Consider the following 26,874-nt stretch of genomic DNA (forward strand, 5'->3'; position numbering starts at 1 on the left):
TCGACGTACCTGACGCGAATACTGGCAGGCTCGCGGGAGCCCGCAGAACGAGGACGTGCCGCAGGTAATCGCGGACTGCCTGGTCTGCGGTGGGCAAAGGGACACAACAATGAGGAGGCGAGTCCAGAGCAGTGAGGCCTCCGGCGGCGCCTCGAGGGGCGGAGCGCGATGGAACCGTCGGCCGCTATCGTGCGTGCTCAAAGCAGCGGGCAGCTTCCGCGTCGCAGGGGTCGCACACCTGGGGGGAGAGCACATGCTGAGGACTGTTCGACGACGGGGGGCGGGGGCGTCGCTGGGGACCGCTCTGGCGGTGGCCTTGGTGACCGGGTGCTCGGGTGAGTCCGAGGTGCGCAATCCTTACGCGGCCGAGTTCGCCAAGGCCCGCGATGAAGTCACCGCAGAGGTTTCCCGAGCGATTCTCGAGGACGACGTCATCACCGCCGCCGAGTACGACCAGGTCAAGGACGAGTCGGTCCAGTGCATGCGGGACCAGGGGCTCGCGGCCAGTCGCACCCAGGAAGGCGGGGTCAAGGTCGAGGGCGTCGGCTCGACCTGGGACACCCCGCAGGACCAGCTCGACGCGGATCGCGCGCGCAGGGAAGCGATCATGGCCGAGTGCGAGGAGAAGGTCGATCTCGCCGTGCTTGAGGCGCTCTACTGGGCGGTGGCCGACAACCCGGAGAACACGGATCTGATGCAGGCCGTCGCCGACTGCCTGGTCCGCGGCGGTCATCGCGACGAGGGCTATGACAAGGCGGACTACATCGAGGAGATGTCGAGCTACGGGACCGGCATGAACGTCGCCGACGACGGTTCGACGACAGAGACTCCGGGAGCGCTGGCCGGGCAAGCGCCACCTCTTGAGATGACGGCCTGCGAGCGGGACCCGGAGCAGTAGTCCCCGACATCACGACGTCGACATCACGACGTCGACATCACGACATCGCACACCCCGGCAGCAACCACGCATGCGCACCACCCGAGGAGCAGCAGTGACCAGAGATCGACGCCCCGCCCGGCCCAGGGCCGCAAGCTCAGGAGCGGCCCGCGTGGGCGCGCTCGCGCTCACGGCGGTGGTGCTGCTCGCGGGGGGTGTCACGGCGGGCATGGCGTTGGCGCCGCAGGCGGAACCGCAGAGCGTGCGGAGTGCGACGCCACCCGCAACCGTTCCGGTCTCGCGTCAGGTGTTCGACGACGCCCGCAAGGTCAAGGTCACCCCGGTCGTCGCGGAGGAGGGCACGCTGTCCGTCGCGGACCAGGGCAAGGTCACGCGCTCGGTGTGCGCCCCGGGGGCCGTGATCGAGTCGGGATCGAGCCCGGCCACGGTCGACGACCGTCCGGTCGTGGCGCTCGCGACGTCGATCCCGTTGTGGCGGGACCTGGCTCCCACGGCCAAGGGCGACGACGTGAAGGCCCTGCAGGTCGAGCTCACTCGCCTCGGGCACAAGGTGAGCGCGGACGGCACCTACGGCGACACGACCAAGGCCGCCGTGACCAAGCTGTTCAAGGCTGCGGGCGTGGCCAAGCCGACCGGGGACCTGCCGGTGGCGTCAGTGCTGTGGCTGCCTGCGTCGTCGGTCACGGTCAAGGCGTGCGAGGTGCCCGTGGGAGCCGCGACGTCCGAGGAGGCGTTCGCGACGACCGCCGGGACGCTGGTCTCGCTCGGCCTGTCGGACACTCTCTCCAACGTCACGCCCGGGGACCGCGTGCTGCGCCTGGGCGAGCTGAGCGCACCGGTCGGGGAGGGCGGTGTGGTCACGGACCCGACGTTCCTCGAGGCCGTGCGCGGCAGCATGGAGTTCGCCGGGTGGCAGCGCACCGAGGGGTCCGAGCCGTTGACGCTCGAGTACGTGCTGGCCGCGCCTCTCGACGTGTCGGTCGTGCCACCGGGGTCGCTGTTCGCGCTGAGCGGTGCGACCGGTTGCGTGAGCGCGGACGGCACGGCGTACCCCGTGACGGTCGTCGCGTCGAGCCTGGGGCAGACCCTCGTGACGTTCGACGGCCTCGACGCGGCGGCCGCTCCCACCGAGGTCGAGCTCACCTCGCAGGAGGAGGGCCAGACGTGCCGGTAGGGGGCAAGCGGCTGGTCGGGGCGGGGTTGGGGCACGCGTTCCCCGGCACCGGGCTGCTCTTCGCCGGACTGGACCTGGAGATCGTGGCGGGCGAGGTGGTCGCGCTCGTCGGGCCCTCGGGCAGCGGCAAGTCGACGCTCCTGAGCATCGTCGCGGGCTGGGAGCGCCCCACGCAGGGGCAGGTCGAGCGCGTCGGGGTCGCCACGACGGGGTGGGTCTTCCAGAACCCGCACGGTGTCGCGCGTCGCGCCGCCCTCGACCACGTGGTGCTGCCGCTGCTGGCGCGCGGACTGCGCCGCCCCGACGCCGAGGACCGGGCTGCCGAGATCCTGGCGCGCTTCAACCTGACGTCGGTCGCCGACCGACCCTTCCGGGCGCTGTCGGGCGGAGAGGCCCAGCGGCTCATGCTCTCGCGTGCCGTGGCCCTGGCCCCGGATCTGCTCCTGGTCGACGAGCCCACCGCGCAGCTCGACCTGCGCACGGCCGCGACAGTCAACGAGGTCCTGGCCGGCATCGCCCAGGACGACTCGATCGTCGTGGTCGCCACGCACGACCCGCACACGCGCGACGCCTGCACGCGCGTGATCGACCTCGCCGACTTCCAGTCCGCGGAGGTCGCGGCGTGACCGCCACCGAGCAGGGCCCCGTGCCCGACGGCGCGGCGGGACCCGGCCTGGCCACGTCCCCGGGCGCCTCGCACCGTCCCGGTGGCGCACAGCCCCTCGGTCAGGTCACGGGTTCAGCACCCCCCACCGTGCCCGACGGCGGAGCGCACCTCCGCGCGGAGGCGAGTGGCGGCGTCGGGCCGGGGGAGAAGCCCGCGCGACCAGTGCGGGCGCGTGCCATGCGGGCCGCGTCCGTGGTGTCCGAGGCGTGGCGGAACGTCGGGTCCGGCACGACGCGCGCGACCTTGTTCGCGGCGGTGCTCGTCGTGGTCGTGGGGGCGCTCGCCGCGGTCGACGTGCGTGCGGTCGCGGGCGTGATCGAGGGCGCCCGTGAGTACCGGGACGCGGGCGCGAGCGTGCAGATCCTCGAGGCCACCGGGCAGGTCGACGGGGCACGCTGCGAGGCCCTCGCAGGGGTCGACGGCGTGAACGCCGCCGGAGCCCTGCGGACGGGGGATCCCGTGCGGGCGCTCAACCTGCCGTCGAGCGAGCTGACCGGCTTCGAGGCGACCCCCGGGCTGCTCGGCGCGCTCGACCGCGGCCGGGTCGCCGGGGCGGGACTGTGGCTGTCCGCGGACCTGGCCGAGGCGCTCGGCGCGTCCGCCGGTGACTCGATCGCGACGAGCACCGGTCCCGCGCGGGTCGGCGCCGTCTACCCGTACCCCGACGACGGGCGCGACCGCGCGCTCGGTTACGCAGCAGTCGCGCCGGTGCCCGCGGCGGGACTGTTCGACTCGTGCTGGGTCGAGATCTGGCCCGTCGAGCCCGAGACGGCGACGCTCCTGCGCACGACCATCGTCGCCGACTCAGCCTCCGAGGTTCAGCCCACCCAGAAGCAGCTCAACGGCCGGCTCGGCGCGACGTACGACGCGAGCGCCGAGTTCAGGGATCGTCTGACGAAGCCCGCGCCGATCGCCGCCGCCTTCCTGGGGTTGGCCCTGGGCTTCGCCGCGATTCGTCTGCGCCGCCTCGAGCTCGCCGCAGCCCTGCACGCCCGGGTCCCGCGCTCGGCGCTGACCTGGCAGGTGCTCCTGGAGACCGCGGCGTGGACCGGTGCCGCCGTGATCGTGACCGTTCCGGTGCTGTGGTGGCTCGCCGCCGATGCCGGCCTTCCCGCCGACCACCTCAGCACCTGGGTCATCGGCATGCGGACCGTCCTCGCGGGAGCGGGCGCGGTGCTCGTCGGAGCGGTCGTCGGGGCGCTCGCGACCCGGGAGAAGCACCTGTTCAAGTACTTCAAGGAGAGGTGACGGACCTCGACGCTGGGTGAGCCGGGCTGATCGCGGGACGCCCGCGCCGCCGTCGTGCAACCTGCGCTACGGTGACGACCGCACCACCACCCAGCACCACCGCACCACCAGTACCACCCACAACTCCACACACCCACGGGAGCTCGCAGCAGCGAGCTGAGAGGGCGGCTCAGCGCCGCCGACCGTTCGAACCTGTTCGGATCATGCCGACGTAGGGAGAGAGAGCAATGAGCTCTGAGACCGCTGTGCCCGCGCACACCATCACGACCGGACCCATCGCCGGGTCTGCCAAGGTGCACCACCCCGTCCCCGGCGCGGAGCACCTGCGCGTCCCCGAGCGCCGCGTGCACCTGAGCAACGGCGAGCACCTGGACCTGTACGACACCTCGGGCCCGTACACCGAGGTCGACGACCCGGCCGCGTTCGACCTCGCGGGCGGGCTGCCCGCGTTGCGGGCGTCGTGGCTGCGGCCCGACGCCGTCGCCACCGAGCACGGCACGGGCGGCGCCCGCACGCAGCTCGCTTGGGCGCGGGCCGGGGTCATCACCGACGAGATGCGGTTCGTCGCGGCGCGCGAGGGCGTGGACGTCGAGCTCGTGCGGGACGAGGTGGCCCGCGGCCGGGCCGTGATCCCGGCCAACCGCCGGCACCCCGAGATCGAGCCCATGATCATCGGCAAGGCGTTCGGCGTGAAGATCAACGCGAACATCGGCAACTCGGCCGTGACCTCCTCGATCGAGGAGGAGGTCGAGAAGATGGTGTGGGCCGCGCGCTGGGGCGCCGACACCCTCATGGACCTCTCGACGGGCAAGGACATCCACGAGACCCGCGAGTGGGTGCTGCGCAACTCCCCGATCCCCGTGGGGACCGTGCCGCTCTACCAGGCGCTCGAGAAGGTCAAGGGCGACCCCGCGAGGCTCACGTGGGAGATCTACCGCGACACCGTGATCGAGCAGGCCGAGCAGGGCGTCGACTACATGACCGTGCACGCGGGCGTCCTGCTGCGCTACGTCCCGCTGACCGCGCGCCGCGTCACGGGCATCGTGTCCCGGGGCGGCTCGATCATGGCCGCCTGGTGCCTCGCGCACCACCAGGAGTCGTTCCTGTACACGCACTTCGCGGAGCTGTGCGAGATCCTGCGCGACTACGACGTGACGTTCTCCCTGGGCGACGGCCTGCGACCGGGGTCGATCGCGGACGCCAACGACGCGGCCCAGTTCGCCGAGCTGCGCACGCTGGGCGAGCTGACCAAGGTCGCGAAGTCCTACGGCGTGCAGGTCATGATCGAGGGCCCTGGCCATGTCCCCATGCACAAGATCGTCGAGAACGTGCGCCTCGAGGAGGAGCTGTGCGAGGAGGCGCCGTTCTACACGCTCGGCCCCCTCGCGACCGACATCGCGCCCGCCTACGACCACATCACGTCCGCGATCGGGGCCGCGATCATCGCCCAGGCCGGGACCGCGATGCTCTGCTACGTCACGCCCAAGGAGCATCTGGGGCTGCCCGACCGCGACGACGTCAAGACGGGCGTCATCACGTACCGGATCGCGGCGCACTCGGCCGACCTCGCCAAGGGGCACCCGCGCGCGCAGCTGCGGGACGACGCGCTGTCGCGTGCCCGGTTCGAGTTCCGCTGGCACGACCAGTTCGCGCTGTCGCTCGACCCCGACACCGCGCGCGCCTTCCACGACGAGACCCTGCCGGCCGAGCCCGCCAAGACCGCGCACTTCTGCTCGATGTGCGGGCCCAAGTTCTGCTCGATGCGGATCTCCGCGGACGTGCGCGAGTACGCCGAGAAGAACGGCCTGACCTCGGTCGAGGCGATCGAGGCCGGCATGGCGGAGAAGTCGAGCGAGTTCACGGACGCGGGCGGCCGGGTCTACCTGCCGGTCGCGGGCAGCTGAGCCGCCGCCCGGCCACCTGCCCGACCGCTGAGTGCGGAGTACTTGTCGTCGAACGAGCCGATCGACGACAACTACTCCGCACTCAGCGGGGGCCCGGCGTGTTCAGGGGGTGCCGGGCGCCGCGATCCCGTGCTCGTACGCCCACACCACGAGCTGGACGCGATCGCGCAGGCCCGTCTTGGTCATGATCCGGCTCAGGTGCGACTTCACGGTGCTCGCCTCGAGGAACAGTGTCGAGGCGATCTCGGCGTTCGACTGCCCCCGGCACAGCAGCGCCAGGATGTCGTGCTCGCGCGAGGTGAGCAGACCTGAGGCGACGTCGTCCGGGGACGCGGGGGACCGCCGTCGGGCGAACTCGTCGATCACGCGCCGCGTGAGCGTCTGGTCGACGAGGCCCTCGCCCGACGCCACGCGCCGCACCGCGTCGACCAGGACGTCGGGCTCGGCGTCCTTGAGCAGGAACCCGCTCGCCCCGGCCTCCAGGGCGCCGAACACGTAGTCGTCCAGGTCGAACGTGCTCACCACGAGCACCGGGACCGGGTCGACGACGCCGGGACCCGCGAGCGCGCGCGTCGCCGTGATGCCGTCCCCGCCGGGCATGCGGACGTCCATGCACACGACGTCGGGGCGCTCGCGGCGTGCGACGCGCACGGCGTCGGCCCCGTTCGACGCTTCGCCCACGACCTCGAAGCCCTCGCTCTCGAGGATCACGGTGAAGCCTGCGCGGACGACGGCCTGGTCGTCGACCAGCACCACTCGGGTCATGGGGCCTCCTGCCCGACGGCGGAGCCCGGCCCGTCCGCGGACGTCGCCGAGCGCTGGGGGATCGTGGGGGACACCGGGTCGACCGGCCGGGGGACCGTGAGCCGGACCCGCCAGCCGTCGCCGGGCACGGGGCCGGCGTCGAGCGTCCCGCCGACGAGGTGCGCGCGCTCGGTCATGCCGATGAGGCCGTGGCCGGGTGGGGCCGGGGCAGCAGGGGAGCCGGGCGCTGGGCTGCCCGGCCCAGGCGGCCCGGCCCGGCCACCCGAGCCGATCGCCGCGACGGGCAACCGGTTGGTCACCGTGACGACGAGCGCGGCCTGCTGGTGGTCGGTGACAACCTCGATCGCGCGCCCGGGCGCGTGCCGGCGCGCGTTGGTCAGCGCCTCCTGGAGCACGCGGTAGACCGTGAGCTGGACGGCGGGGGACAGGTCGAACGGCTCGCCGAGCCGCACGTCGCGCACCTCGGCGCCGGCGCTGCGCGCGAGGTCGAGCAGCTCGTCCGCGTCGTCGAGCGTGGGCTGCGGTGCGGCCGGTGCCTCCTCGCCCGGCTCGCCGGGGCCGGTCTGCGACGAGCTGCGCAGGATGCCGACGACCAGGCGCAGGTTGTCGAGCGTCTCGCGTCCCTGGGTGCGGATCCAGCGCATCGACTCCTTGGCGCGCTCGGGGTCGCGGTCGACCAGGCGCTCGGCCGCGGCCGCCTGCACGACGATCCCCGACAGGTGGTGCGCGGCGACGTCGTGCAGCTCGCGGGCCATGCGGCCGCGCTCCTCCAGGACGGCCTGCGCCGCGAGCATGTCGCGCTCGCGCTCGGCCTGGGCCACGCGCCCCTGGAGCTGGGCGAACAGCTCGCGGCGCGTGCCGACGTACGCGCCCACGAGCGCCGAGGCCACGTACGTCAGGAGTGCCGAGGCGAGACCTCCCCAGACCTGGACCGCGACGGGCGTGGGACCCGTCGACGTGATCGGCACGGGGCCGCCGAGCACGAAGCCCAGCAGGACCTGCACGCCCGCTGCTGCCCCGGCCGCCCACAGGGCCGTGCGGCGCGGTGCGTACGCGCCGACCGAGTAGGCCGCGACGAGCGTCGCGGGCGCCTGGAACGAGACGAACGCGGGGAGCACCGGCACGAGCGCGACCTGGCCCACCACGGTCAGGGCGAGCGCGAGCAGCGGTGCCCGACGGCGCAGCGTGAGCGCCATGGCCTGCGCGACGACGATCACGATCGCTGCGACCCGTCCCCCGGTCGAGAACTGCAGGGAGTCGGGCGCGCCGTCGACCATGATGCCGAGGTCCGTCAGCGCGACCCGCTCGACGGCCAGCAGGAAGCCGACCGTGAGGACCGCGACGACCGCGCCGAGCAGGGCGTCGCGACCCGTCGCGGTGCGGATGCCGACCGCGGCGAGCCGGCGGTGCAGGGCGTCGAGCACGAAGGTTCCTCTCAGGTCCGGGCGGGCGGGCGGTGTCGGCGGCGCCGTCGGGCACCACGGTACGTGGCCGTGGCGCCCGACGGGCCGCCCCTTCGGACGAGACGTCAGACGAGGTCGCGGCGGCGGAACGTCACCGCGCCCGACCCGAGCGCGACCGCGACCCAGGCGACCAGTCCCAGCACCGCGACCCCGACGCCCATCGGGGCGAGGCCGCCCAGGGCCGACGTCGCGCTCTGGCCGGTCGACGCGAGCGACCCCAGGCCCAGCGGCAGCCACGCCGCGGCGCTCGACGTGCCGCCCGAGAGCAGCACGACCGCGGCCTGGACCAACGGCTCGACCACCACGAGCCCGACGACGACCAGGATCGCCGCGACCTGCCCGCGGATCAGCGTCCCGATGCCCAGCCCGAGCCACGCGAACAGCACGAGGACCAGCAGTCCGCGCCCCCACACCCCCAGGACGTCGCCCGCGTCGACCATGAGCTGCGCGCCGGGCGTCGACGCGACGGCCGCGAGAAGGCCCAAGGCCGTGAGCACCGCGAGCGCGGCGCCGATCACGAGCGCGACGACCGCGGTCGCCCCCGCCTTGCCCGCGAGGACGCGCAGGCGGGACGGGACGACGAGGGCCGTGGGGACGATGCCGCCCGTGCGGAAGTCGGTCGTGACCGCGAGGACGCCCAGCAGCAGCATGCAGATGACCGAGACCCCTGCGGAGCCCGAGCCCGCGGGGCCGTTGCCCAGCAGGTCCAGCATCGCGCGCTGCACGGGAGCGGCGCCCAGGTCGGTCAGCCCGGTGAGGTCTGGGGCGAGGTCGGCCGTCATCTCGGGCGAGGCCTGGAGGCCCACGGTGGCGCCTCCACCCAGCCCTTCGAGGCTCGACAGGACGCGCGGCAGGGTGATCGTCAGGGCCTGGACGAGGATCATTCCCGCGAGGGCGACGATCCCCAGGACCCAGGGCGTGCGGGTCGTGCGTAGCTTGAGCAGCTCGGCGCGGAACATCAGCGCACTCCTTCGGTCTCGGCGGTCAGGTTCAGGTAGAAGTCCTCCAGGGACTCGCCCCGGACGAGGTCCGTGAGCGGGCCGTCGGCGATGACCTGGCCCTGGCCGATCACGACCAGGTCGTCGGCCACCTGCGTGACCTCGGCCAGGACGTGGCTCGCGAGCAGCACCGCCCCGCCGCCGTCGGCGAACGAGCGCAGGACCTCGCGCATCCACCGCATGCCCGCGGGGTCCAGGCCGTTCGCGGGCTCGTCGAGCACCAGGACCTGCGGGTCGCCCAGGAGCGCCGCGGCCAGCCCGATGCGCTGACGCATCCCGAGCGAGTACGTCCGGACCCGCCGGTCGGCCGCACGGTCCATCCCGACGAGCGCGAGCACCTCGTCGACCCGCCGGCCCCCGGTCCCGCCCGCGGTCGCGAGGACCCGCAGGTGGTCGCGGCCGCTGCGGCCCGGGTGCAGGCCGCCCGCGTCGAGCAGCGCGCCCACGGTCGAGGCCGGCTTCTCCAGGGCCGCGAACGGGCTGCCCTGGATCGTCGCGGTGCCGGCGCTCGCGGACGCGAGCCCCAGCAGGACGTTCAGCGTCGTCGTCTTGCCCGCGCCGTTGGGGCCGAGCAGCCCCACGACCCTCCCGGGCTCGACGGCGAAGCTCACGTCGCGGACGGCGTCGAACGTCCCGTAGGACTTGCGCAGGCCCACGATCTCGATGGCTGGCATCGGGGGATCCCCTCTCCTCCGGTCGTGCGGCAGGGTGCCGCGCGCCGTGCCTCCAGCCTGTCTTCCGGGTGGTCGTGGGCGCTTCTGGCGGAAGGGGGAAGGTGGGTTGCGACTTGCGGTGGAACGGCGGTGGCGGCGGCGGGCGCCACGGGTCCCGGCAGACGTGCCCCTGAGAGCGCTCACACCGACACGGCCTCGGGGCGGTGGTCCCTGAGTCACCCGGCGTCGAGAGTGGAACGCGACGGGTCGCCGCCGTCGGCGGCGCTACGCTCGCGGGGAATCACACTTCATGGGGGAGGGCACATGCCCAGCACGACGTCAGACCTGCACGCCAGCGGCCCGGCCCGCCCGACGGCGGAGCCAGCCTCCCGGGGGGACGCCCGCCGCGACGGCCCCGGCCCGGGAACCGGCGCAGCGCCTCGCGGCTATGCGAAGGGGCGCGCCAAGCGCGACGAGATCATCGAGGCCGCGACGGGGCTCTTCGGCGAGGTCGGCTACCACTCGGCCTCGCTGCGCGAGATCTCCTCGCGCGTGGGGATCTCGCACCCGGGTCTGCTCCACCACTTCCCCACCAAGGAGATGCTGCTCCAGGCGGTGCTCGAACGTCGTGACGAGGCGGACTTCGCCCTGTTCGCCCAGGACCGCGAGGAAGGGCTCGACTACTTCGAGTCGCTCGTGCGGGTCGTCGAGCGCAACGCGGCCCGGCCGGGCATCGTCGAGCTCTTCTGCATCCTCTCGGCCGAGGCGACGTCGCCCGACCACCCGGCCCACGCGTACTTCCAGCGACGCTACGACGGTGTCCTGGCGCGCATCCGGGACGAGGTCTCCCGTCGCGCCGCGGAGGGACGACTGCGGCCCGGGATCGACGTCACCGCAGTGTCCAGGGCCCTCGTCGCCGTCATGGACGGGCTGCAGGTGCAGTTCCTGATCGAGCGCGGGACGCCGCGTCCGCCCGTCGACATGGTGGCCGGCCTGCGCTCCTACCTCGCGCTGATCCACGTGGACGAGGACCCGGTGCCCGAGGACTGACCTCGCCGGGCACACGGGTGGGTCTCCTCCCCGGGGCGTCAGCCGATCAGGGAGCCCTCGGTGAGTGCCGCGGTGCTCGCCACGCACAGCCCGGTCCGGTCGCCCTGCGCCCAGGACGCCTCGGACGGCGACCACACGACCAGCTCGACGCCGTCCGTGGGCGCGTCCGCCGACAGCACCGCGGGCGAGCACACCCGGGACACCCGGGCGTCAGCCACGTCCTGCCCCGGCCACCCCGCGTCCGCGGCGAAGTCGGTCCGCGCGACGACCTGTGCCTCGTGCGGGTCCGCGCAGGGTACGACCCGCACCGTGGCGACCTCGCCGTCGTCGGGCAGCTCGGCCAGGCAGTTCCCCAGGACGAGCTGGCGCGCGTGCGCGGACCGGGGCTCGCTCACGTCGGTGGGCAGCGGTGCCGTCGCGGCCTTGCCGACGAACAGCGCGACGAGCACCGCGACCGCCGTCAGCGTCACCGCGACCCCCAGGGCGATGCCCGCCCAGGCGAGGCCCACGCCACGGGTCCCGTCCCGCCGGATGCGCGCGAGCGCGGCCGCCCCGACCCCGACACCGACCGGGCCGAGCAGCAGCCCCGTCGCCACGGCGGCGACGGCCAGCGGTTCGGTCCGCGGGGCAGGGGGCTGCCAGCCGGGTGCGTAGTAGACGTCCGGGTCGTACTCGTGCGGGGAGGGCGGGCTGCTCACCAGGACCCCATCATCGCGAAGAGCCACAGCACCACGAGGGCGGTCGCGACGGCGCCCACCGCGATGCCCGTGATCGCGAACCCGCGGCCGGTCGTCCCGTCGCGCGAGATCTGCTGCAGCGCCACGATGCCCAGGATCAGCCCGACGACCCCGGGGACCATGCAGAAGGCCAGGCCCACGAGCGACGTGATCATCGACGCGAGCGCCAGGCCGTTCTGCCGTGGCGGGGGAGCGAACGAGGCGTCCCACGACGGGGTCGGCCAGCCCGGCTGCGGGCCGTAGCCGGTCGGGTGGCCGGGGCCGTACGCGCCGGGGTAGCCCGGCGGGTACGAGAGGGCGGACGGATCGGTCCCGTACGCCCCCGGCGGGCTCCCGTAGACAGGGGTCCCGGGGGCCCCGTACGGACCGTAGGCCGGGTTGCCCGCGGGCGGAGGCGTCGTCGGGAACCCCGGGGCCGGGGGCGCGTACGGGTCCGCCGGGGCGGGGGCGTCGTCCGACCCGGTCGGGAGGCGGTACGGCACGAGCGGGGGTTGGCGTGACGCTCCGCCGGGCGAGTACGGGGGGACCGGTGGCGCGAACGGATCCTGGTCCGGGGTGTCCGAGCCCTGCGGTGGAGGTGACGTCATGGGAGAACCGTAGCCATGACCCGCGACCGCTGCCGAGACCCCCCACTGGGCACGGCCTCGTCGGTGCGCGCGGGTTCCGGACGAATATTTTGTGAGGATTCCACCCCAAAGCCCCCGGAGGCCTTCGGGAGGGCCGTTGGCGCGTCTATGATCGGTGGTGGTACCGGGCTTCCGCGGACCCTCGCACGAGGGATTTGGAAGGAGTCGTGCTTTTTTCGCTCGCCTCTCTGGTGCCCTACCGAGCGTGGTCTGCACGGGCCGCGCACGACGCATCACCGAGCAGTGAGGACGTCATGACCCTGCCACAGGCCGCACAGGCTCCCGCCACCACGAACGATCGAGCGGCGGTGGTCCTCGCCGCAGGCCACGACGACGCCTCGCGCGAGCTCATCACGCGCCCGCTCGGAGACGCGACGGTGGTCGAGCTCGCCGTCGCGAACGTCCGCAAGGTCGTCGCCGACGACCGCATCGTGGTCGTCGTGGCCCCCGGCGACACGACGGTGCGGGGACTGCTCGGCGAGGGGCTGCGGTACGTCGAGCAGCAAGACCTGCCCGGGACGGGCGGTGCCGTGCTCGCGGCCCGTGCCGCGGTCGAGGCGCTCGGGCGTCCCGCGAGCGAGGTCCTCGTGGCTTACGCCGACACCCCGCTCCTGCGGTCCGAGTCCCTCCTCGGGCTCCTGACGCGCCACACGCTCAAGGCCGCCGACCTGTCGCTGCTCGCGGCCGTCGTGACCGAGGACCTCCCGACCTACGGGCGCATCGTCCGCCACGACGGCGAGATCACGGCCATCCTCGAGGAGGAGGACCGGCCCGCCGACGCGCACCCCGACGGGGAGCCCATCGAGGTCAACGTGGGCGCCTACGTCGCAGCCCCCGACCTGCTGTTCTCCGAGCTCGAGGCCATGGTCGCCGGAGGCGAGCACCGGCTCACCGAGCTCGCCCGCCGCGTCATCGCCAAGCACAAGAGCATCTCGTCGTACCGGATCTACGACACCGACGAGGTCCGGGGCATCAACACCCCCGAGGAGCTCCAGGAGGCCGCGGACATCCTCCTCAAGCGCCTGTTCATGCCCAAGAAGAACACCGACACCAAGATCGTGTTCGGCACCGGCGGGTGGCGCGCCATCATCGGCGAGGGCTACACGCTCGCCAACGTGCGTCGCCTGTGCCAGGCCATCGCGAACGAGACGGTCCGCAAGGGGATCGACGGCCTGGGCGTCGTCATCGGCGGCGACCGCCGCTTCCTCTCGCGCGAGTCGGCCATCGCGGCGGCCGAGGTCTTCGCGGGCAACAACATCCCGGTCACGCTCCTGCCCGACGACGTCCCCACGCCCCTCGTGACGTTCGCCGCCCCGTACCTCGGCGCGGCCTACGGCATCATCGTCACCTCGAGCCACAACCCGCCCGAGTGGAACGGCATGAAGGTGTTCCGCCAGGACGGCTCGCTCCCCCTCGACGACGAGACGGACCGCTACCAGGACGAGGCCAACGCGCTCAGCGTCGACGACGTCATCACGCTCGACCTCGCGGTCGCCCGCAAGGCCGGGCTCGTCGTGGACAAGGTCCTCACCGAGCCCTACGTCGACGCGATCGAGAAGATCGTCGACGTCGACGCGGTGCGCGGCTCGGACCTGCGCGTGATCGTGGACCCCATGTACGGCACGAGCCAGCTCACGCTCGGCACGATCCTCAACGACATGCGCGTGCGCTCGGAGTTCATCCACGCGTCGCACAACCCGCTGTTCGGTGGCATCGCCCCCGCACCGGACCTGCAGCGTCTGTCGACCCTGATCTCGATGATCCAGCAGGGTGGCGGCCGCTACGACCTCGGCATGGCGACCGACGGTGACTCGGACCGCATCGGGATCGTCGACGAGACGGGCGAGTACATCTCGACCAACGACCTCCTGCTCCTCCTGTACTGGTACCTGCACGAGTTCCGCGGCGAGAAGGGCGGCGTCGTGCGCAACCTCGCCACGACCCACCTGCTCGACCGGCTCGCCGCGCACTTCGGTGAGGAGTCCCGCGAGGTCAAGGTGGGCTTCAAGCACGTCACGGCCGGCATGGAGGAGATCGGCGCCGTGCTCGGCGGCGAGTCCTCGGGCGGCCTCACGGTCCGTGGCTGGATCCTCGGCAAGGACGGCATCTTCGCGTGCGCCCTGGTCGTCGAGATGCTGGCCCGCACGGGCAAGAAGATCTCGGAGCTGCGCGAGATGATCTACGAGATCACGGGGCGCCTCTACACGCTCGAGGCAGGCGTGGACTCCACGCCGGAGATGCGGGTGGCCGTGCCGCGCCGCCTCGAGGCGGACCCGCTCACGCACATCGGCCCCTACCCGGTCGTGAGCATCTCGCACCTCGACGGCACCAAGATCGTCCTCGAGAACGACAACTGGGCGCTCCTGCGGTTCTCCGGGACCGAGCCCGTGCTGCGCATGTTCGTCGAGGCGGACTCGCCTGAGAAGGCCGCCGAGCTGCTCGACTGGCTCAAGGGCTTCGTCACCGCAGGCGTCTGAGTCTCCGGGGTCCTCGGACCCCGGAGGGTCGGCCCACCCCCACCCCACCCGCACCTCTCACCGACAGGAACCGACCCGACGATGCGCTACGGCCACTTCGACACCGCTCGTGACGAGTACGTCATCGAGCGCCCAGACGTCCCCGTCTCGTGGACGAACTACCTGGGCACCAAGGACTTCTGCACCGTGCTCTCGCACAACGGCGGCGGCTACTCGTACTACAAGTCGGCGCAGACGGGCCGCATCTCGCGGTTCCGCCAGAACGGCGTCCCGCTCGACCGCCCGGGGCACTACGTGTACCTGCGCGACGAGGCCGACGGCGACTTCTGGTCGGTGTCGTGGCAGCCGGTGGGCAAGCCGCTCGCGGCCGACGGCGACCCGATCGACCCCGCGGGCGGTGCCGGTCGCTGGACGACGCGCCACGGCCTGAGCTACTCGACGTTCGAGGCCCAGTACAAGGGCATCGACGCCCAGCAGACGATCTTCATCCCCCTGGACGACGACGTCGAGATCTGGGACGTGCGCCTGACGAACACGACCGACGAGGTCCGTGAGCTGACGGTCGGGTCGTACGTGGAGTTCTCCTTCCACACGATCACGATCGACAACCAGAACCTGCAGATGTCGCTCTACTCGACGGGGTCGTCGTACGAGGACGGCATCATCGAGTACGACGCCTACTACGAGCCGTGGACGTTCCACTACTTCGCGTCGAGCGAGGCGCCGTCGTCGTACGACTCGCTGCGCGACAACTTCATCGGCCCCTACCGCTCCGAGGCCAACCCGATCGCGATCGAGCGCGGGCACGGCTCGAACGAGAGCGCGACGACGCAGAACCACTGCGGCTCGCTCCAGCACAAGATCACGCTGCAGCCGGGTGAGACCAAGCGCCTCGTCTACATGCTCGGCTACGGCTCGCGCGCCGAGGCCGGCCGCGCGATGCAGGCCAAGTACGCGGACGTCGCGACCGTCGACGCCGAGCGTGCGCGCCTGGCCGCGTACTGGAAGGCCAAGCAGGACAAGCTGCGCATCCGCACGCCCCACGAGGGCATGAACACCATGATCAACTCGTGGACGCTGCTCCAGGCGGAGACCTGCGTCGTGTGGTCGCGCTTCGCGTCGTTCGTCGAGGTCGGCGGCCGCAGCGGCCTGGGCTTCCGCGACACGGCACAGGACGTCATGAGCGTCATCCACACCAACCCGACCAAGACGCACCAGCGCATCGTCGAGCTCCTGCGTGCCCAGACGGAGGCGGGCTACGGCCTGCACCTGTTCGAGCCCAAGGCGTTCGACCCGGACGCGCCCAAGCTCCCCGACGTCCCGTCGCCCACGATCGTCCCGACGCCCGACCCCAAGGACCTCATCCACGGGCTCGAGGACACGTGCTCGGACGATCACCTGTGGCTCGTGCCGTCGGTCGTCGAGTACGTCAAGGAGACCGGTCGCCTGGAATTCCTCGACGAGGAGATCCCGTTCGCCGAGGGCACGCCCGCCACGGTGTACGAGCACCTGACGCGCGCGCTCGACTTCTCGAGCGAGCAGATCGGCCAGAACGGCGTGGCCCTGGGGCTGCGTGCGGACTGGAACGACTGCCTCAACCTGGGCGGCGGCGAGACCTCGCTGGTCACGTTCCTGCACGCGTGGGCCATCCAGGCGTTCCTCGAGGTCGCACGGCACCGTGCGGTCGCCGGGGACGAGAGCGCGGCCGCCGACGTCGCCAAGTACGAGGCCGAGCTCGAGCGCATCGCGAAGGTCGCCGACACCCAGCTCTGGGACGGCGCCTGGTGGATCCGTGGGTACACGCGTGACGGCGTGAAGATCGGCTCGAACGACAACGACGAGGGCAAGATCTTCCTCGAGCACCAGGCGTGGCCCGTCATCGCGGGCATCACGACGCAGGAGCGCGGCGAGGCGTCGATGGACTCGGTGCGCGAGCTCCTGGGCTCGGAGTACGGCAACCACCTGAACTGGCCGGCGTTCACCAAGGTCGACGACACGGTCGGGTTCGTGACGCGCGTGTACCCGGGCATCAAGGAGAACGCGGCGATCTTCTCGCACCCGAACGCGTGGCCGATCATCGCCGAGGCCATGCTGGGCCGCGGCGACGAGGCGGTGCAGTTCTACGACGCGATCCTGCCGTACAACCAGAACGACAACATCGAGGTCCGCGGGGCCGAGCCGTACGCGTACGTGCAGTTCCTGTACGGCCGCGACCACGAGTGGTTCGGCAAGGCGCAGAACCCGTGGCTCACGGGTACGGCGGGCTGGATGTACACGGCCGCGACGAAGTACATCCTCGGTGTGCGCCTGGCCCTCGACGGCCTGGTCGTCGACCCGTCGATCCCCAAGGACTGGGACGGCTTCGAGGTGCGCCGTGAGTGGCGTGGCGCGGTCTACGAGATCGAGGTCCGCAACCCGGACCACGTCTCGAAGGGTGTGCGGTCGGTGACGCTCGACGGTGTCGAGCTCGACCCGACGCAGCCGATCCCGGTGCAGCCGGAGGGCTCCGAGGTCAAGGTCGTCGTGACGCTGGGCTAGTGCACCGCGGGTGCCGAGCACGAGGTCGGGGTCGTTCTGAGGTTCAGAACGACCCCGACCTCGTTCTCGGTACCTCAGGCCGGGGACGTCAGTCCGTGAGGTCCACGATCACCGGGACGTGGTCCGAGGCGCCCTTGCCCTTGCGCTCGTCGCGGTCGATCTCGACGCCCGTCGCGCGGGCGCGCAGCGCGGGGGACAGGTAGGCGTAGTCGATCCGCATGCCCTGGTTCTTGGGGAAGCGCAGCTGTTGGTAGTCCCAGTACGTGTACTTGTGCTCCTCGGGGAAGAAGTCGCGCGTGACCTCGCTGTACCCGGCCGCCGCGAACGCCGAGAACGCCGCCCTCTCGGCCGGAGACGTGTGCGTGTGCCCGGCGAACACGGCCGGGTCCCAGACGTCGGTGTCGAGCGGTGCGACGTTCCAGTCCCCGACGAGCGCGACCTGCGCGGCGGGGTCCGCCTCGAGCCAGCCCGCGGCCTGGGTGCGCAGGTTGTGCAGCCACTCGAGCTTGTACGGGTAGTGCGGGTCGTCGAGCGCGCGACCGTGGGGCACGTACAGGCTCCACACGCGCACGCCGCCGCACGTCGCCCCGACGGCCCGGGCCTCCAGGTGCGGCTCGGCCCCGAAGTGGGGCTGCGTCGCGAAGCCCGTCTCGACGTCCTCGATGCCCACGCGGGAGGCGATCGCGACGCCGTTCCACTGGCTCAGGCCGAAGTGCGCGACCTCGTAGCCCGCGGCCTCGAAGATCTCGTGCGGGAACTGGGCGTCCTTGCACTTGGTCTCCTGCAGCGCGAGCACGTCGGTGCCCGATCGTTCGAGGAAGGCGACGGCCCGCTCGGCGCGGGCTCGGATCGAGTTGATGTTCCAGGTGGCGAGACGCATGGCGACAGGCTATCCGGGGCGTCCCACGCGTCCCGCGCCCCGGGTGCGGGACGGTGCGCGACGTCGTCGGGCGTGCGGGTCTCGCGACCGCCCCGCGCCCCCTAGGCTGGGGCCCATGGCGACTGCACTGATCACCGGCGCCAGCGCCGGCCTGGGGCTCGAGTTCGCGTGGCAGCTGGCCACGGCCCGTCACGACCTGGTCCTCGTCGCGCGCGACGAGGAACGCCTCGAGCGTGTCGCGCAGCAGATCCGTGCTGCGGCCGGCGTGCGGGTCCAGGTGCTCCCGGCGGACCTCTCGGTGCCCGACGACGTCGCGCGCGTCGCAGCGCGCCTCGCCGTGGCGCAGGAGGACGAGGCAGGGCAGCGCCCCGTGGGCCTGCTCGTCAACAACGCGGGCTACGCGGTGCACCAGCGGTTCGTGGGCGGCGACGTCGACGCCGAGGTCAAGGCGCTCGACGTCATGGTGCGCGCGGTCCTCGTGCTCTCGCACGCCGCCGCCGGCCAGATGACCGAGCGTGGGCGCGGCGCGATCCTCAACGTCGCGTCGGTCGCGGCGCTCACCGCGAGCGGGACCTACTCGGCGGCCAAGGCGTGGGTGCGGACCTTCACCGAGGGGCTCGCGGTCGAGCTGCGCGGGACGGGCGTCACGGCCACCGCGCTGTGCCCCGGGCTCACGCACACCGAGTTCCACGAGCGCGCCGGGATCGACTACACACAGCTCCCCGAGGTCGCGTGGTTGAACGCCGACCGCGTCGTGGCCGCGGCTCTCGCGGACGTGCGCCGCGGCGTCGTGATCTCGACGCCGTCGCTGCGGTACCGGCTCGCGTCGGGGCTGCTGAAGGTCGCGCCGCGCGCGGCCGTGCGGGCGTTCGAGGGGCGCTAGGGGAGTGCGACGCAGGAGGCGCGCATGAGCCGCGAGTCCGTCGTCGGGCTGGTCGTGCTGAGCGTCCTGCTGGTGCTCGTGGTCGCGGTGGCCGTGCTGGCCGTGGTCGCCCGGCGTGCGCGCCGGGACGCGCAGGACGCGCTCGTGCGGGAGCTGGGCTGGGAGCCTGCGCCGCCCGACGAGTCCCTGCTCGACCGCTGGAAGGGGGCCCCGTTCGACGTCCAGGACCGCGGCAGGGTCGAGGACCTTCGCCGCGGGGCCGTGGACGGCCGGCCGCTCGTCACGTTCCGGTACGCGTGGCGCTCCGCCGCGACCATGGCAGGACGCGGGCGCCCCACGATGGTCGAGTGCCAGGTCGTGGCCCTCGACGTCCCGTGGGACGTCCCGACGGTCGAGGTCGTGCCCGTGGGGTACCGGCAGCCGTCGGTCCAGCGCGTGGTGGGCCGTGAGGTCGTGTTCGACGACCCGGCGTTCGCCTCGACCTGGACGGTGCGCGCCCCCGACGAGCTCGCTGCGCACGACCTCCTGACGGAGGCCGTGCGGCAACGGCTCCTGGACCCCGCGTACGTGGGGTCCCGTCTGCGCTTCGAGAGCCGCGCGATCCTGTCCTGGACGGACGGTACGGCGCCCGTCGAGGACGTGCGTGACCTCGCTCTCCTGCTCGCCGGGGTCCTCGCTCGGGTCGGTGCGCCGGAACGCCCCCCGGTCCCCGGTGTTCCCGAGCACCCGGAGGGCGAGAGCCCGCGGCCCGCGGACGCGTCGGACCGCTAGCCTTGACCCCATGACCGAGACCTCCACGCACCTGTCCCCGACGCCTCGCGAGCAGCTTCGCGACCTGATCGCCGAGCTCGCGATCGTGCACGGGAAGGTGACGTTGTCCTCCGGCAAGGAGGCCGACTACTACGTGGACCTGCGCCGCGTCACGCTGCACCACCGTGCGGCCCCGCTCATCGGGCACGTCCTGCTGGACCAGCTCGAGGAGGTCGGGCTGGGCACGGCCGAGGTCGACGCCGTGGGTGGCCTGACGCTGGGGGCGGACCCGATCGCGACCGCCCTCCTGCACGCCGCGGCCTCGCGCGGACAGGACCTCGACGCGTTCGTGGTGCGCAAGGCGGCCAAGGCGCACGGCATGCAGCGCCAGATCGAGGGCCCGGAGATCGCAGGGCGCCGCGTCGTCGTCGTCGAGGACACGACCACGACGGGCGGCTCGCCCATCACGGCGATCGAGGCCGCGCGGGCCGCGGGCGCCGAGGTCGTGGGCGTCGCGACGATCATGGACCGCGACACGGGCGCGCGCGAGAAGATCGAGGCGCTGGGCGTGCCCTACCACTCGATCTTCGGCCTGACCGACTTCGATCTGGCCTGACCGGTCCGTCTGACGGCGGACGCGGCCCAGGGGGAACGATGGACGGCTCGTGGTTCGTGGTCGGGATGGCGCTGCTCGCGGTCGCGGGGGTGCTCGTCGGCTGGTGGGGGCACCGGGCGCGCGTCGCGCTGCTCGAACGGTGGGCTGCGGAGAACGGGTGGGAGCACCATGGTGCCGACCCTGCGCTGGCTCGCCGGTGGCGGGGCACGCCGTTCGACGAGGGGCGGTCGCGACGGGCGACCGAGGTCCTGACGGGCCCGTACGAGGGACGCTCGGCGTTGTCGTTCACGTTCAGCTGGACCACGGGTTCGGGCAAGGAGTCGACGACGCACTCGGCGCACGTGGTCGCGCTGCTGCTGCATGCCTCGTTCCCCACGCTACAGCTCACCCCGGAGGGGCTCGGCGCGAGGCTGGCCAAGGTGTTCGGCGGGCAGGACGTCCAGCTCGAGTCGGACGCCTTCAACCGTGCGTGGCGGGTCCAGGCGAGCGACCTGCGGTTCGCGCACGACGTGCTGCACCCGCGCACCATGCACCGGTTGCTGGAGGCGGACTTCGAGCGGCGGTTCCTGCGGATCGAGGGGGACGCGATCCTCGCGTGGACGGGCGGGCGGACGGTCCCCGACAACGTCCTCCCGACGCTCTCGCGTCTGGCCGTGGTGGTCGACGCCGTCCCGGACTTCGTGTGGCTGGACCGGGGTGCGGTCCCGCCGTGCCGGGGACAGCAGGCGTCGCGCGGCCCGCGCGAGGTGCGTCCGGAGCCGGAGGCCGGGGCGCCGCCGTGGGGCACGCCGTCGCCGTGAGCCGTGCGGTCCGGCGAGCGGCTGCGCCGCTACGATGCACCTACCTTCCGCGCCGCCCGACGGCGTCTCGCGCCCGGTCCGTCAGGTCCGGTCGTGCGGTGCTCGGGCGAGCGGTCCGACCAGCTCAGCCCAAGGGGGCAGCATGACAGCGGCACCATCGCCTTGATCGTCATCGGCATCGTCGTCCTGATCGTCCTGTTCTGGGCGGTCGCGCAGTACAACGGCTTCGTCCGGCTGCGGAACCTGGTGCAGGAGTCCTGGCGCCAGATCGACGTCGAGCTGCACCGACGCCACGACCTCATCCCGAACCTCATGGAGACCGTGAAGGGCTATGCCGCGCACGAGCGTGGCGTGTTCGAGGAGGTGGCTGCCGCTCGATCGGCCGCGGCGGGCACCGCGACGGGTCCGGCGGACCAGGCGGCCAAGGAGAACCAGCTCACCCAGGCCCTGGGGCGGCTCTTCGCGGTGGCCGAGGCCTACCCGCAGCTGCGCGCGAGCGAGAACTTCGGTCGGCTCCAGGACGAGCTGACGAACACCGAGGACCGCATCGCGGCCGGCCGCCGGTTCTACAACGCCAACGTGCGCACGCTGAACACCAAGGTCGAGACGTTCCCGGCGAACGTCGTCGCGAAGATGTTCGGCTTCCAGCGCGCCGAGTACTTCGAGGTCGAGAACCCGGCGGTGCGGAACGCGCCGCGGGTCGACTTCCACGGGAACGGGCCGATCGTCGACCGTTGAGCAGCGAGCCCGCGGGCCCCGGAACGACGCCGGGGACCGAGGGCGGAACGCGAGGAGGGGCGGGGGGCCGGAGGGCGCCCCGCCCCTCCTCGCGTCCTGGGAGGTGCGGGGGTGTGACTCCGCGCACAGCAGATAAGGTTTGCCTTGCTTTGGTGAGGCAGCCCTTATATGGTCCACGGGGCGATGGTCGAGAGACCTGTCGCCATGCGTCGCCATCGCGGGCGACCCTGGACCTTCACAGGAGATCGAGTGCTCATCACGCAACGGGGAGGGCGCCGACGCGCCCTCGCGTCACTCCTGACCGGAGCGCTCGTCGCCGGTCTCACGTTCGTCGGAGTCGCTCCGGCAGGGGCCGCCGCCGACACGGTGTCGGGTGGCAGCGCCACCTGGAACTTCACGGACGGCTGGACGGGCTACGTCACGGGCCCGATCGCCAAGGGGACCGTCACGCCTGCCATGGTCGACGGGAAGTCGGTCTACAAGCCGGCGTCCGGATCGCTCGACGCGGCGGGCACGGGGACCGTGAGGTTCGCCGGGTCGACCACGTACTCGGGCCACGACGGCGCCCTGGGCCTCACCATCTCGGACCTGACGCTCCGGCTGACCTCCCCGACGGCGGGCGTGCTCACGGCCGACTTCGGGGGCACGATCAACGCGGGCACCGGGAACGACGCGAAGGTCGCCGACGTCACGGTCGCCCCGACGCGGACCGGTGACACCCTGACCCTCGTCGCGAGCGGTACCGTCTCGAACGACCTCGCTGCGGTCTCGGACTACTTCAGCGCGTACGTCGGCAAGCCCATGTCCACCCTGACGGCGACGCTCGATGCGCCGCTCCCGGTGGCCCCCGCGGCGACGACCTCGACCACGCTCGCGGTCTCCCCGGGCGGCACCTCGGTCGAGGGCACGGCCCTCGCGCTGAGCGCGACGGTCGCACCCGCTGCCGCGGGCGCGGTCGAGTTCTTCGACGGCGCCACGTCGCTCGGCACCGCCACGGTGTCCGACGGCGTCGCCCGCCGCGACGTCACGCCCACGACGGTGGGGGAGCGCTCCTTCACCGCGCGCTTCACCCCGGCCGACGCCGCGGCCTTCACGGCGTCGACGTCCGCCGGCGTCGCGCACACCGTGACGGCCAAGCAGGTCGATCCGCCGGCCCCGGTCGCCGACCCCCAGGTCACGGTCACGCCGAACAAGGACGTCGACCCGGCCGTCGCGAACACGTTCACGATCTCGGGCACCGGTTTCGTCGGAGCGGGCGCGAAGTACGGCGCGTACGTGCTGCTCGGCGAGACCTCGCTCTGGAGCGGCGGCTCGGCGCTTCCCGGCACGGGCTGGCTCCAGCAGGCCTTCGTGCCCGCCGCGCTCGTCAAGGACGGCGCGTTCACGACCACGATCACGGTCCCGGCAGGCACGCTCGACGCGTCGAAGTCCTATCAGGTGGCCACCTCGGCCGCGCACGGGCTGTCGGTCACCGACCGCTCGCTCGACACCCTCACCCCGATCACCCTCCAGGGCGAGGAGCCGCAGGCCCCGGTGTTCGAGCCGAAGGTCGAGGTCTTCGCCGCTGACGGGAAGACGCCGCTGGGGAACACGGTGGTTCGTCCCGGTGACGAGATCGTCGTGAAGGGCACCGGGTTCGACCCGGCGTCGAACGTCGGCGGCCGCGGGGCCCCGATCCCGGCGAACCTGCCGCAGGGCAGCTACGTGGTCTTCGGGTCGTTCGCCAAGGACTGGCAGCCCTCGACGGGGGCGCCGTCTTCGGCCCGCAAGGCGGGGCCGCAGGCCTGGGCCCTGGCCGAGTCGGTGCTGGACCAGGTCCCGCCGCAGTACCAGGGCGCGATCCGCAAGGACTGGGTCAACATCTCCGCCGACGGCTCGTTCACGGCGAAGCTGAAGCTCACCACGCTCGACGCGATCGAGGGCGGTACGTTCGGCGTCTACACGTACGCCGCAGGCGGCATGAAGAACGCCGCGCAGGAGAAGGCGGTCGTGGTCAACTTCACCAACGCGCCGGCCCCGGTGTTCGAGCCGAAGGTCGAGGTCTTCGCCGCTGACGGGAAGACGCCGCTGGGGAACACGGTGGTTCGTCCTGGTGACGAGATCGTCGTGAAGGGCACCGGGTTCGACCCGGCGTCGAACGTCGGTGGGTACGGTAACCCGATCCCGAAGACGCTGCCGCAGGGCAACTACGTGGTGTTCGGTGCGTTCGCGGAGAGCTGGAAGCCGTCTGCCGGGGCGACGGGCGCTGCTCGCAAGGTCGGGTCGCAGGTATGGGCCTTGTCCGAGACGGTGCTCGAGCAGCTGACCCCGACGAATCAGGCGATCATCCGGGCTCAGTGGGTCGACATCACGGCCGAGGGCTCGTTCACGGCCAGGCTCACGCTCAAGGCTCCCGCCGCGCTCGAAGGTGGCCGCTTCGGTGTCTACACCTACGGTGCCGGCGGCGTGACGAACGCTGCTCAGGAGCTCTCCGTCCCCGTGAACTTCACGGAGAAGCCGGCCCCCGGGCCGCTGACCATCGCCCCGGGCCTGCCCGAGGTGGTCCCTGGAGGCAAGCAGACCCTGACGGTCGACGGCCTCGGTGAGGGCGACAAGGTCCAGTCGGTCCTGATCGACGGCGCTCCCGCGACGTTCTCGTCCACGGGTGCCGCGCTCACCGTCTCGGTCCCCAGGTCGGCCCCCGCAGGGACGACGACGGTCACGGTCGTGAGTGCGCTCGGTGCGCACGGCGAGGCGACCTTCACGATCGTGAAGCCCACCGTGACGGTCACACCGAGCGGCGACGTCGACCCGTCGGTCGCGAACACCTTCACCATCACGGGCAGCGGCTTCGTGGGTGCCGGCGCCTCGAACGGCACCTACGTCCTGCTGGGCGACGCGGCGATCTGGAAGGGCGAGGGACCGCTGGTCGCCGCCGGCTGGCTGCAGCTCGCGCACGTGGCCTCGATCGTCGACGGGAAGTTCACCAAGACGATCACGGTCCCTGCCGGGTCGTTCGACCCGTCCAAGGACTACGTCGTCGCCACCTCCGCGGCGCACGGGCTCTCCATCACCGACCGCACGCTCGACACCTTCTCCCCGATCAGGCTCACGTCGGCCGCCCCGGTGGCCGTCAAGACGGCCACGACGTTGACCGCGGCGTCCGCCGAGGTGGCGCTCGGCGCCGCGGCAGAGCTCGCGGCGACCGTCACGCCCACCACCGCGACAGGGACCGTCGAGTTCCTGCGCGGAGACTCGGTCGTGGCTCGGATCCCGGTCGTCCAGGGCAAGGCGGCGATCGGCGTGCCGACCTCCGTGCTCGGCCCGGTCCAGTTCTCGGCGCGGTTCGTGCCGGCGGACGCGGCGACGTTCGAGCCGTCGGCGTCGCAGACCGTCACGGTGACTGCCGTCGAAGGGCCGCCCGTCGACGCCACCCTTCCGGTGGGCGACCTCCAGTGGGGCGTCAAGGAGAGCTTCCGTACCTACATCACGGGGGGCATCGCCAAGGGCGGCGCCGTGGCGTCCGCCGGTGCCACCGTCAAGGACGGGACGTTCGACTTCCGTCAGACCGGCGGTTCGTGGAAGCCCGGAACCCTCCTCGGGACCGCCGAGTACGGCGGGACGGTCACCTTCTCGGGTCACGACGGGTTGCTCAACCTCACCCTCTCGAACCCGACGGTCGACGTGACGTCGCCCGGCAAGGGCACCCTCGTCGTCGACGTGCGGTCCGCGAACCTCGACGGGACCACGTTCGACGCCAAGCGCGTCCGGTTCGCCTCGCTCGCGCTGAACGGTGCGATCGAGCACGAGAGCGGCTCGGTCACCTACGTCAACGTCGCCACGACCCTGACCGACGCGGGTTCGAAGGCGTTCTCGGGCTTCTACCCCGCGGGTACGGAGCTCGACCCGCTGTTCTTCGTGATGGGTGCCAACAGCACCTCGGGCGGTGGTACAGGTGGCAGCATCGGCACCCCGAACGACGGTTCCGGCACCACGACGGTCGACCCCGCCAAGGCCACCCTCTCGACCTACCAGGTCGTGCCCGGCGGCAAGGTCACGATCAGCGGTGTGGGCTTCGGCGCGAACGAGGCCGGCCTCAAGTCGGTCATCCGGTCGACGCCGCGCACCCTCGCGACCGGGGTCACGGCCAACGCCGGCGGCGCCGCGTCGGCCACGGTGACGATCCCGAAGAACCTCGAGCCGGGGGAGCACACGCTGTCCCTCGAGGGTGCGAACCACAAGGTCTCCGCGATCATCACCGTCACGGGCACGACCAGCACCTCGGGCGGTTCCGCCGCCCAGCAGTGCTACGCGCAGGGCGTCAACGGTGCGACGCTGAGCTGGGGCGTGAGCGACGCGTTCCGCGCATACATCGCCGGCCCGATCGCCAAGGGCTCGGTCTCGACGAGCGGAGTTAAGGACAACGGCTCCTCGTACACGTGGAGCGGTGGCAAGGGATCCTTCAACACCGATCTCGGCAAGGGACGCACGAGCTTTGCCGGCTCGGTGAAGTTCACGGGGCACGACGGCATCCTGGACCTGCAGATCTCGAACCCGCGCGTTCAGGTCGACGGTGGCTCGGGCACCCTGATCGTCGACGTGGTGAGCAGCGACATGCAGGGCAACAAGTCCACGAGCAAGGGCGTCGCGTTCGCGAGCCTGAACCTCTCGGGCAAGAAGTCGACCTCGGGCAGCACGATCACGTGGACGGGCGCCTCCGCCACGCTGACCGCCGCGGGCGCCAAGGCGTTCGCGGGCTTCTACGAGCCGGGGACGGCGCTCGCCCCCGTCACGTTCAGCTTCCCGGTCGGCGGCGACGTCGAGTGCGACGTGCACTCGGGCCTCGCTGACACCGGCGCCGACTCGGCGACGGTCGCGGCCTTCGGGGTGATGCTGCTCCTGGGCGGCGCTGGCCTGCTCGCCGCGAGCAAGCGCCGTCGGGCACGCGTCGACGCCTGACGACCCACCTGCACGACCAGGGCGGGCCGGGACCTTTCGAGGTCCCGGCCCGCCCTTCGTCGTTCTGCTCC

Annotated in this window: 21 protein-coding genes and 1 riboswitch; of the genes, 14 read left to right on the forward strand and 7 right to left on the reverse strand. The window is 72.3% G+C overall.

Annotation, left to right across the window (positions count from 1 at the left end; translation table 11 throughout):
* The first annotated feature begins 310 nt into the window (after nt 1-310).
* The 5 genes from JOD48_RS02730 (at nt 311) to thiC (ending at nt 5,891) form a co-directional block, all read left to right on the forward strand.
* Nucleotides 311-898 carry a hypothetical protein gene (locus tag JOD48_RS02730; RefSeq protein ID WP_191789798.1) on the forward strand — a complete coding sequence of 196 codons (588 nt, stop codon included), beginning with the start codon at nt 311-313 and terminating at the stop codon, nt 896-898.
* Between the two features lie 94 nt (nt 899-992).
* Nucleotides 993-2,072: a peptidoglycan-binding domain-containing protein gene (locus JOD48_RS02735; protein WP_204807222.1), complete on the forward strand. Its 1,080-nt coding sequence runs from the start codon at nt 993-995 to the stop codon at nt 2,070-2,072.
* Entirely contained in the window at nt 2,063-2,698 is a 636-nt protein-coding gene (locus JOD48_RS02740) for an ABC transporter ATP-binding protein (protein WP_191789796.1), read from the forward strand. Before JOD48_RS02735 ends, JOD48_RS02740 begins: the two co-directional genes overlap by 10 nt.
* Complete coding sequence (locus JOD48_RS02745; protein WP_204807224.1) at nt 2,695-3,987, forward strand: hypothetical protein; 1,293 nt, start codon at nt 2,695-2,697, stop codon at nt 3,985-3,987. The genes JOD48_RS02740 and JOD48_RS02745 overlap by 4 nt, the downstream gene beginning before the upstream one ends.
* A 125-nt stretch (nt 3,988-4,112) precedes the next feature.
* Nucleotides 4,113-4,222: riboswitch (TPP riboswitch) on the forward strand.
* Nucleotides 4,215-5,891, forward strand: coding sequence for a phosphomethylpyrimidine synthase ThiC (gene thiC / locus JOD48_RS02750; RefSeq protein ID WP_204807226.1), 1,677 nt, complete (start codon nt 4,215-4,217; stop codon nt 5,889-5,891). (Overlaps the previous riboswitch by 8 nt.)
* A gap of 102 nt (nt 5,892-5,993) precedes the next feature.
* Here thiC and JOD48_RS02755 read toward each other — a convergent pair whose 3' ends face one another.
* From JOD48_RS02755 to JOD48_RS02770, 4 genes are all read right to left on the reverse strand, one after another.
* Entirely contained in the window at nt 5,994-6,656 is a 663-nt protein-coding gene (locus tag JOD48_RS02755) for a response regulator (protein WP_204807228.1), read from the reverse strand.
* Complete coding sequence (locus tag JOD48_RS20045) at nt 6,653-8,080, reverse strand: sensor histidine kinase (protein ID WP_204807230.1); 1,428 nt, start codon at nt 8,078-8,080, stop codon at nt 6,653-6,655. Before JOD48_RS20045 ends, JOD48_RS02755 begins: the two co-directional genes overlap by 4 nt.
* A gap of 104 nt (nt 8,081-8,184) precedes the next feature.
* Nucleotides 8,185-9,078, reverse strand: coding sequence for a hypothetical protein (locus JOD48_RS02765; protein ID WP_204807232.1), 894 nt, complete (start codon nt 9,076-9,078; stop codon nt 8,185-8,187).
* Entirely contained in the window at nt 9,078-9,791 is a 714-nt protein-coding gene (locus JOD48_RS02770) for an ABC transporter ATP-binding protein (protein WP_191789790.1), read from the reverse strand. The genes JOD48_RS02765 and JOD48_RS02770 overlap by 1 nt, the downstream gene beginning before the upstream one ends.
* Nucleotides 9,792-10,094: 303 nt before the next feature.
* Between JOD48_RS02770 and JOD48_RS02775 the strand changes: the two genes are divergently transcribed.
* Entirely contained in the window at nt 10,095-10,820 is a 726-nt protein-coding gene (locus JOD48_RS02775) for a TetR/AcrR family transcriptional regulator (RefSeq protein ID WP_191789789.1), read from the forward strand.
* 38 nt (nt 10,821-10,858) lie between these two features.
* Here the strand turns inward: JOD48_RS02775 and JOD48_RS02780 are convergent, their stop codons facing one another.
* The gene (locus tag JOD48_RS02780) at nt 10,859-11,518 is read right to left on the reverse strand and encodes a DUF4190 domain-containing protein (RefSeq protein WP_307823935.1); all 660 of its coding nucleotides are present in this window, start codon (nt 11,516-11,518) and stop codon (nt 10,859-10,861) included.
* Nucleotides 11,515-12,144, reverse strand: coding sequence for a DUF4190 domain-containing protein (locus JOD48_RS02785; protein ID WP_191789788.1), 630 nt, complete (start codon nt 12,142-12,144; stop codon nt 11,515-11,517). The genes JOD48_RS02780 and JOD48_RS02785 overlap by 4 nt, the downstream gene beginning before the upstream one ends.
* Before the next feature lie 293 nt (nt 12,145-12,437).
* Between JOD48_RS02785 and JOD48_RS02790 the strand changes: the two genes are divergently transcribed.
* Nucleotides 12,438-14,660, forward strand: a complete 2,223-nt coding sequence (locus tag JOD48_RS02790; protein ID WP_204807234.1) for an NTP transferase domain-containing protein — start codon at nt 12,438-12,440, stop codon at nt 14,658-14,660.
* 81 nt (nt 14,661-14,741) lie between these two features.
* On the forward strand, nt 14,742-17,198 hold the full coding sequence (locus JOD48_RS02795; RefSeq protein ID WP_204807237.1) for a glycoside hydrolase family 94 protein: 2,457 nt from the start codon (nt 14,742-14,744) through the stop codon (nt 17,196-17,198).
* Nucleotides 17,199-17,286: 88 nt separating this feature from the next.
* On the opposite strand, the gene JOD48_RS02800 is transcribed toward JOD48_RS02795, so the two are convergent.
* A complete protein-coding gene (locus JOD48_RS02800; protein ID WP_204807239.1) occupies nt 17,287-18,078 on the reverse strand; it encodes an exodeoxyribonuclease III in 792 nt (263 codons plus the stop codon).
* Nucleotides 18,079-18,193: 115 nt separating this feature from the next.
* Here JOD48_RS02800 and JOD48_RS02805 point away from each other — a divergent pair, with 115 nt between their 5' ends.
* The 6 genes from JOD48_RS02805 to JOD48_RS02830 all read left to right on the forward strand — a co-directional run bounded on the left by JOD48_RS02805 (nt 18,194) and on the right by JOD48_RS02830 (nt 26,803).
* Nucleotides 18,194-18,961, forward strand: a complete 768-nt coding sequence (locus tag JOD48_RS02805) for an SDR family NAD(P)-dependent oxidoreductase (RefSeq protein WP_191789784.1) — start codon at nt 18,194-18,196, stop codon at nt 18,959-18,961.
* 24 nt (nt 18,962-18,985) lie between these two features.
* The gene (locus JOD48_RS02810; protein ID WP_204807241.1) at nt 18,986-19,732 is read left to right on the forward strand and encodes a hypothetical protein; all 747 of its coding nucleotides are present in this window, start codon (nt 18,986-18,988) and stop codon (nt 19,730-19,732) included.
* A 10-nt stretch (nt 19,733-19,742) separates the two neighbouring features.
* A complete protein-coding gene (pyrE, locus tag JOD48_RS02815) occupies nt 19,743-20,327 on the forward strand; it encodes an orotate phosphoribosyltransferase (RefSeq protein WP_030151073.1) in 585 nt (194 codons plus the stop codon).
* A gap of 38 nt (nt 20,328-20,365) precedes the next feature.
* Nucleotides 20,366-21,127 carry a hypothetical protein gene (locus tag JOD48_RS02820; RefSeq protein WP_191789781.1) on the forward strand — a complete coding sequence of 254 codons (762 nt, stop codon included), beginning with the start codon at nt 20,366-20,368 and terminating at the stop codon, nt 21,125-21,127.
* Nucleotides 21,128-21,289: 162 nt separating this feature from the next.
* The gene (locus JOD48_RS02825) at nt 21,290-21,865 is read left to right on the forward strand and encodes a LemA family protein (RefSeq protein ID WP_239527316.1); all 576 of its coding nucleotides are present in this window, start codon (nt 21,290-21,292) and stop codon (nt 21,863-21,865) included.
* 249 nt (nt 21,866-22,114) lie between these two features.
* Entirely contained in the window at nt 22,115-26,803 is a 4,689-nt protein-coding gene (locus tag JOD48_RS02830) for an HtaA domain-containing protein (protein WP_204807243.1), read from the forward strand.
* Nucleotides 26,804-26,874 lie beyond the last annotated feature (71 nt).

Source organism: Oerskovia paurometabola (assembly GCF_016907365.1).
GTDB lineage: Bacteria > Actinomycetota > Actinomycetes > Actinomycetales > Cellulomonadaceae > Oerskovia > Oerskovia paurometabola.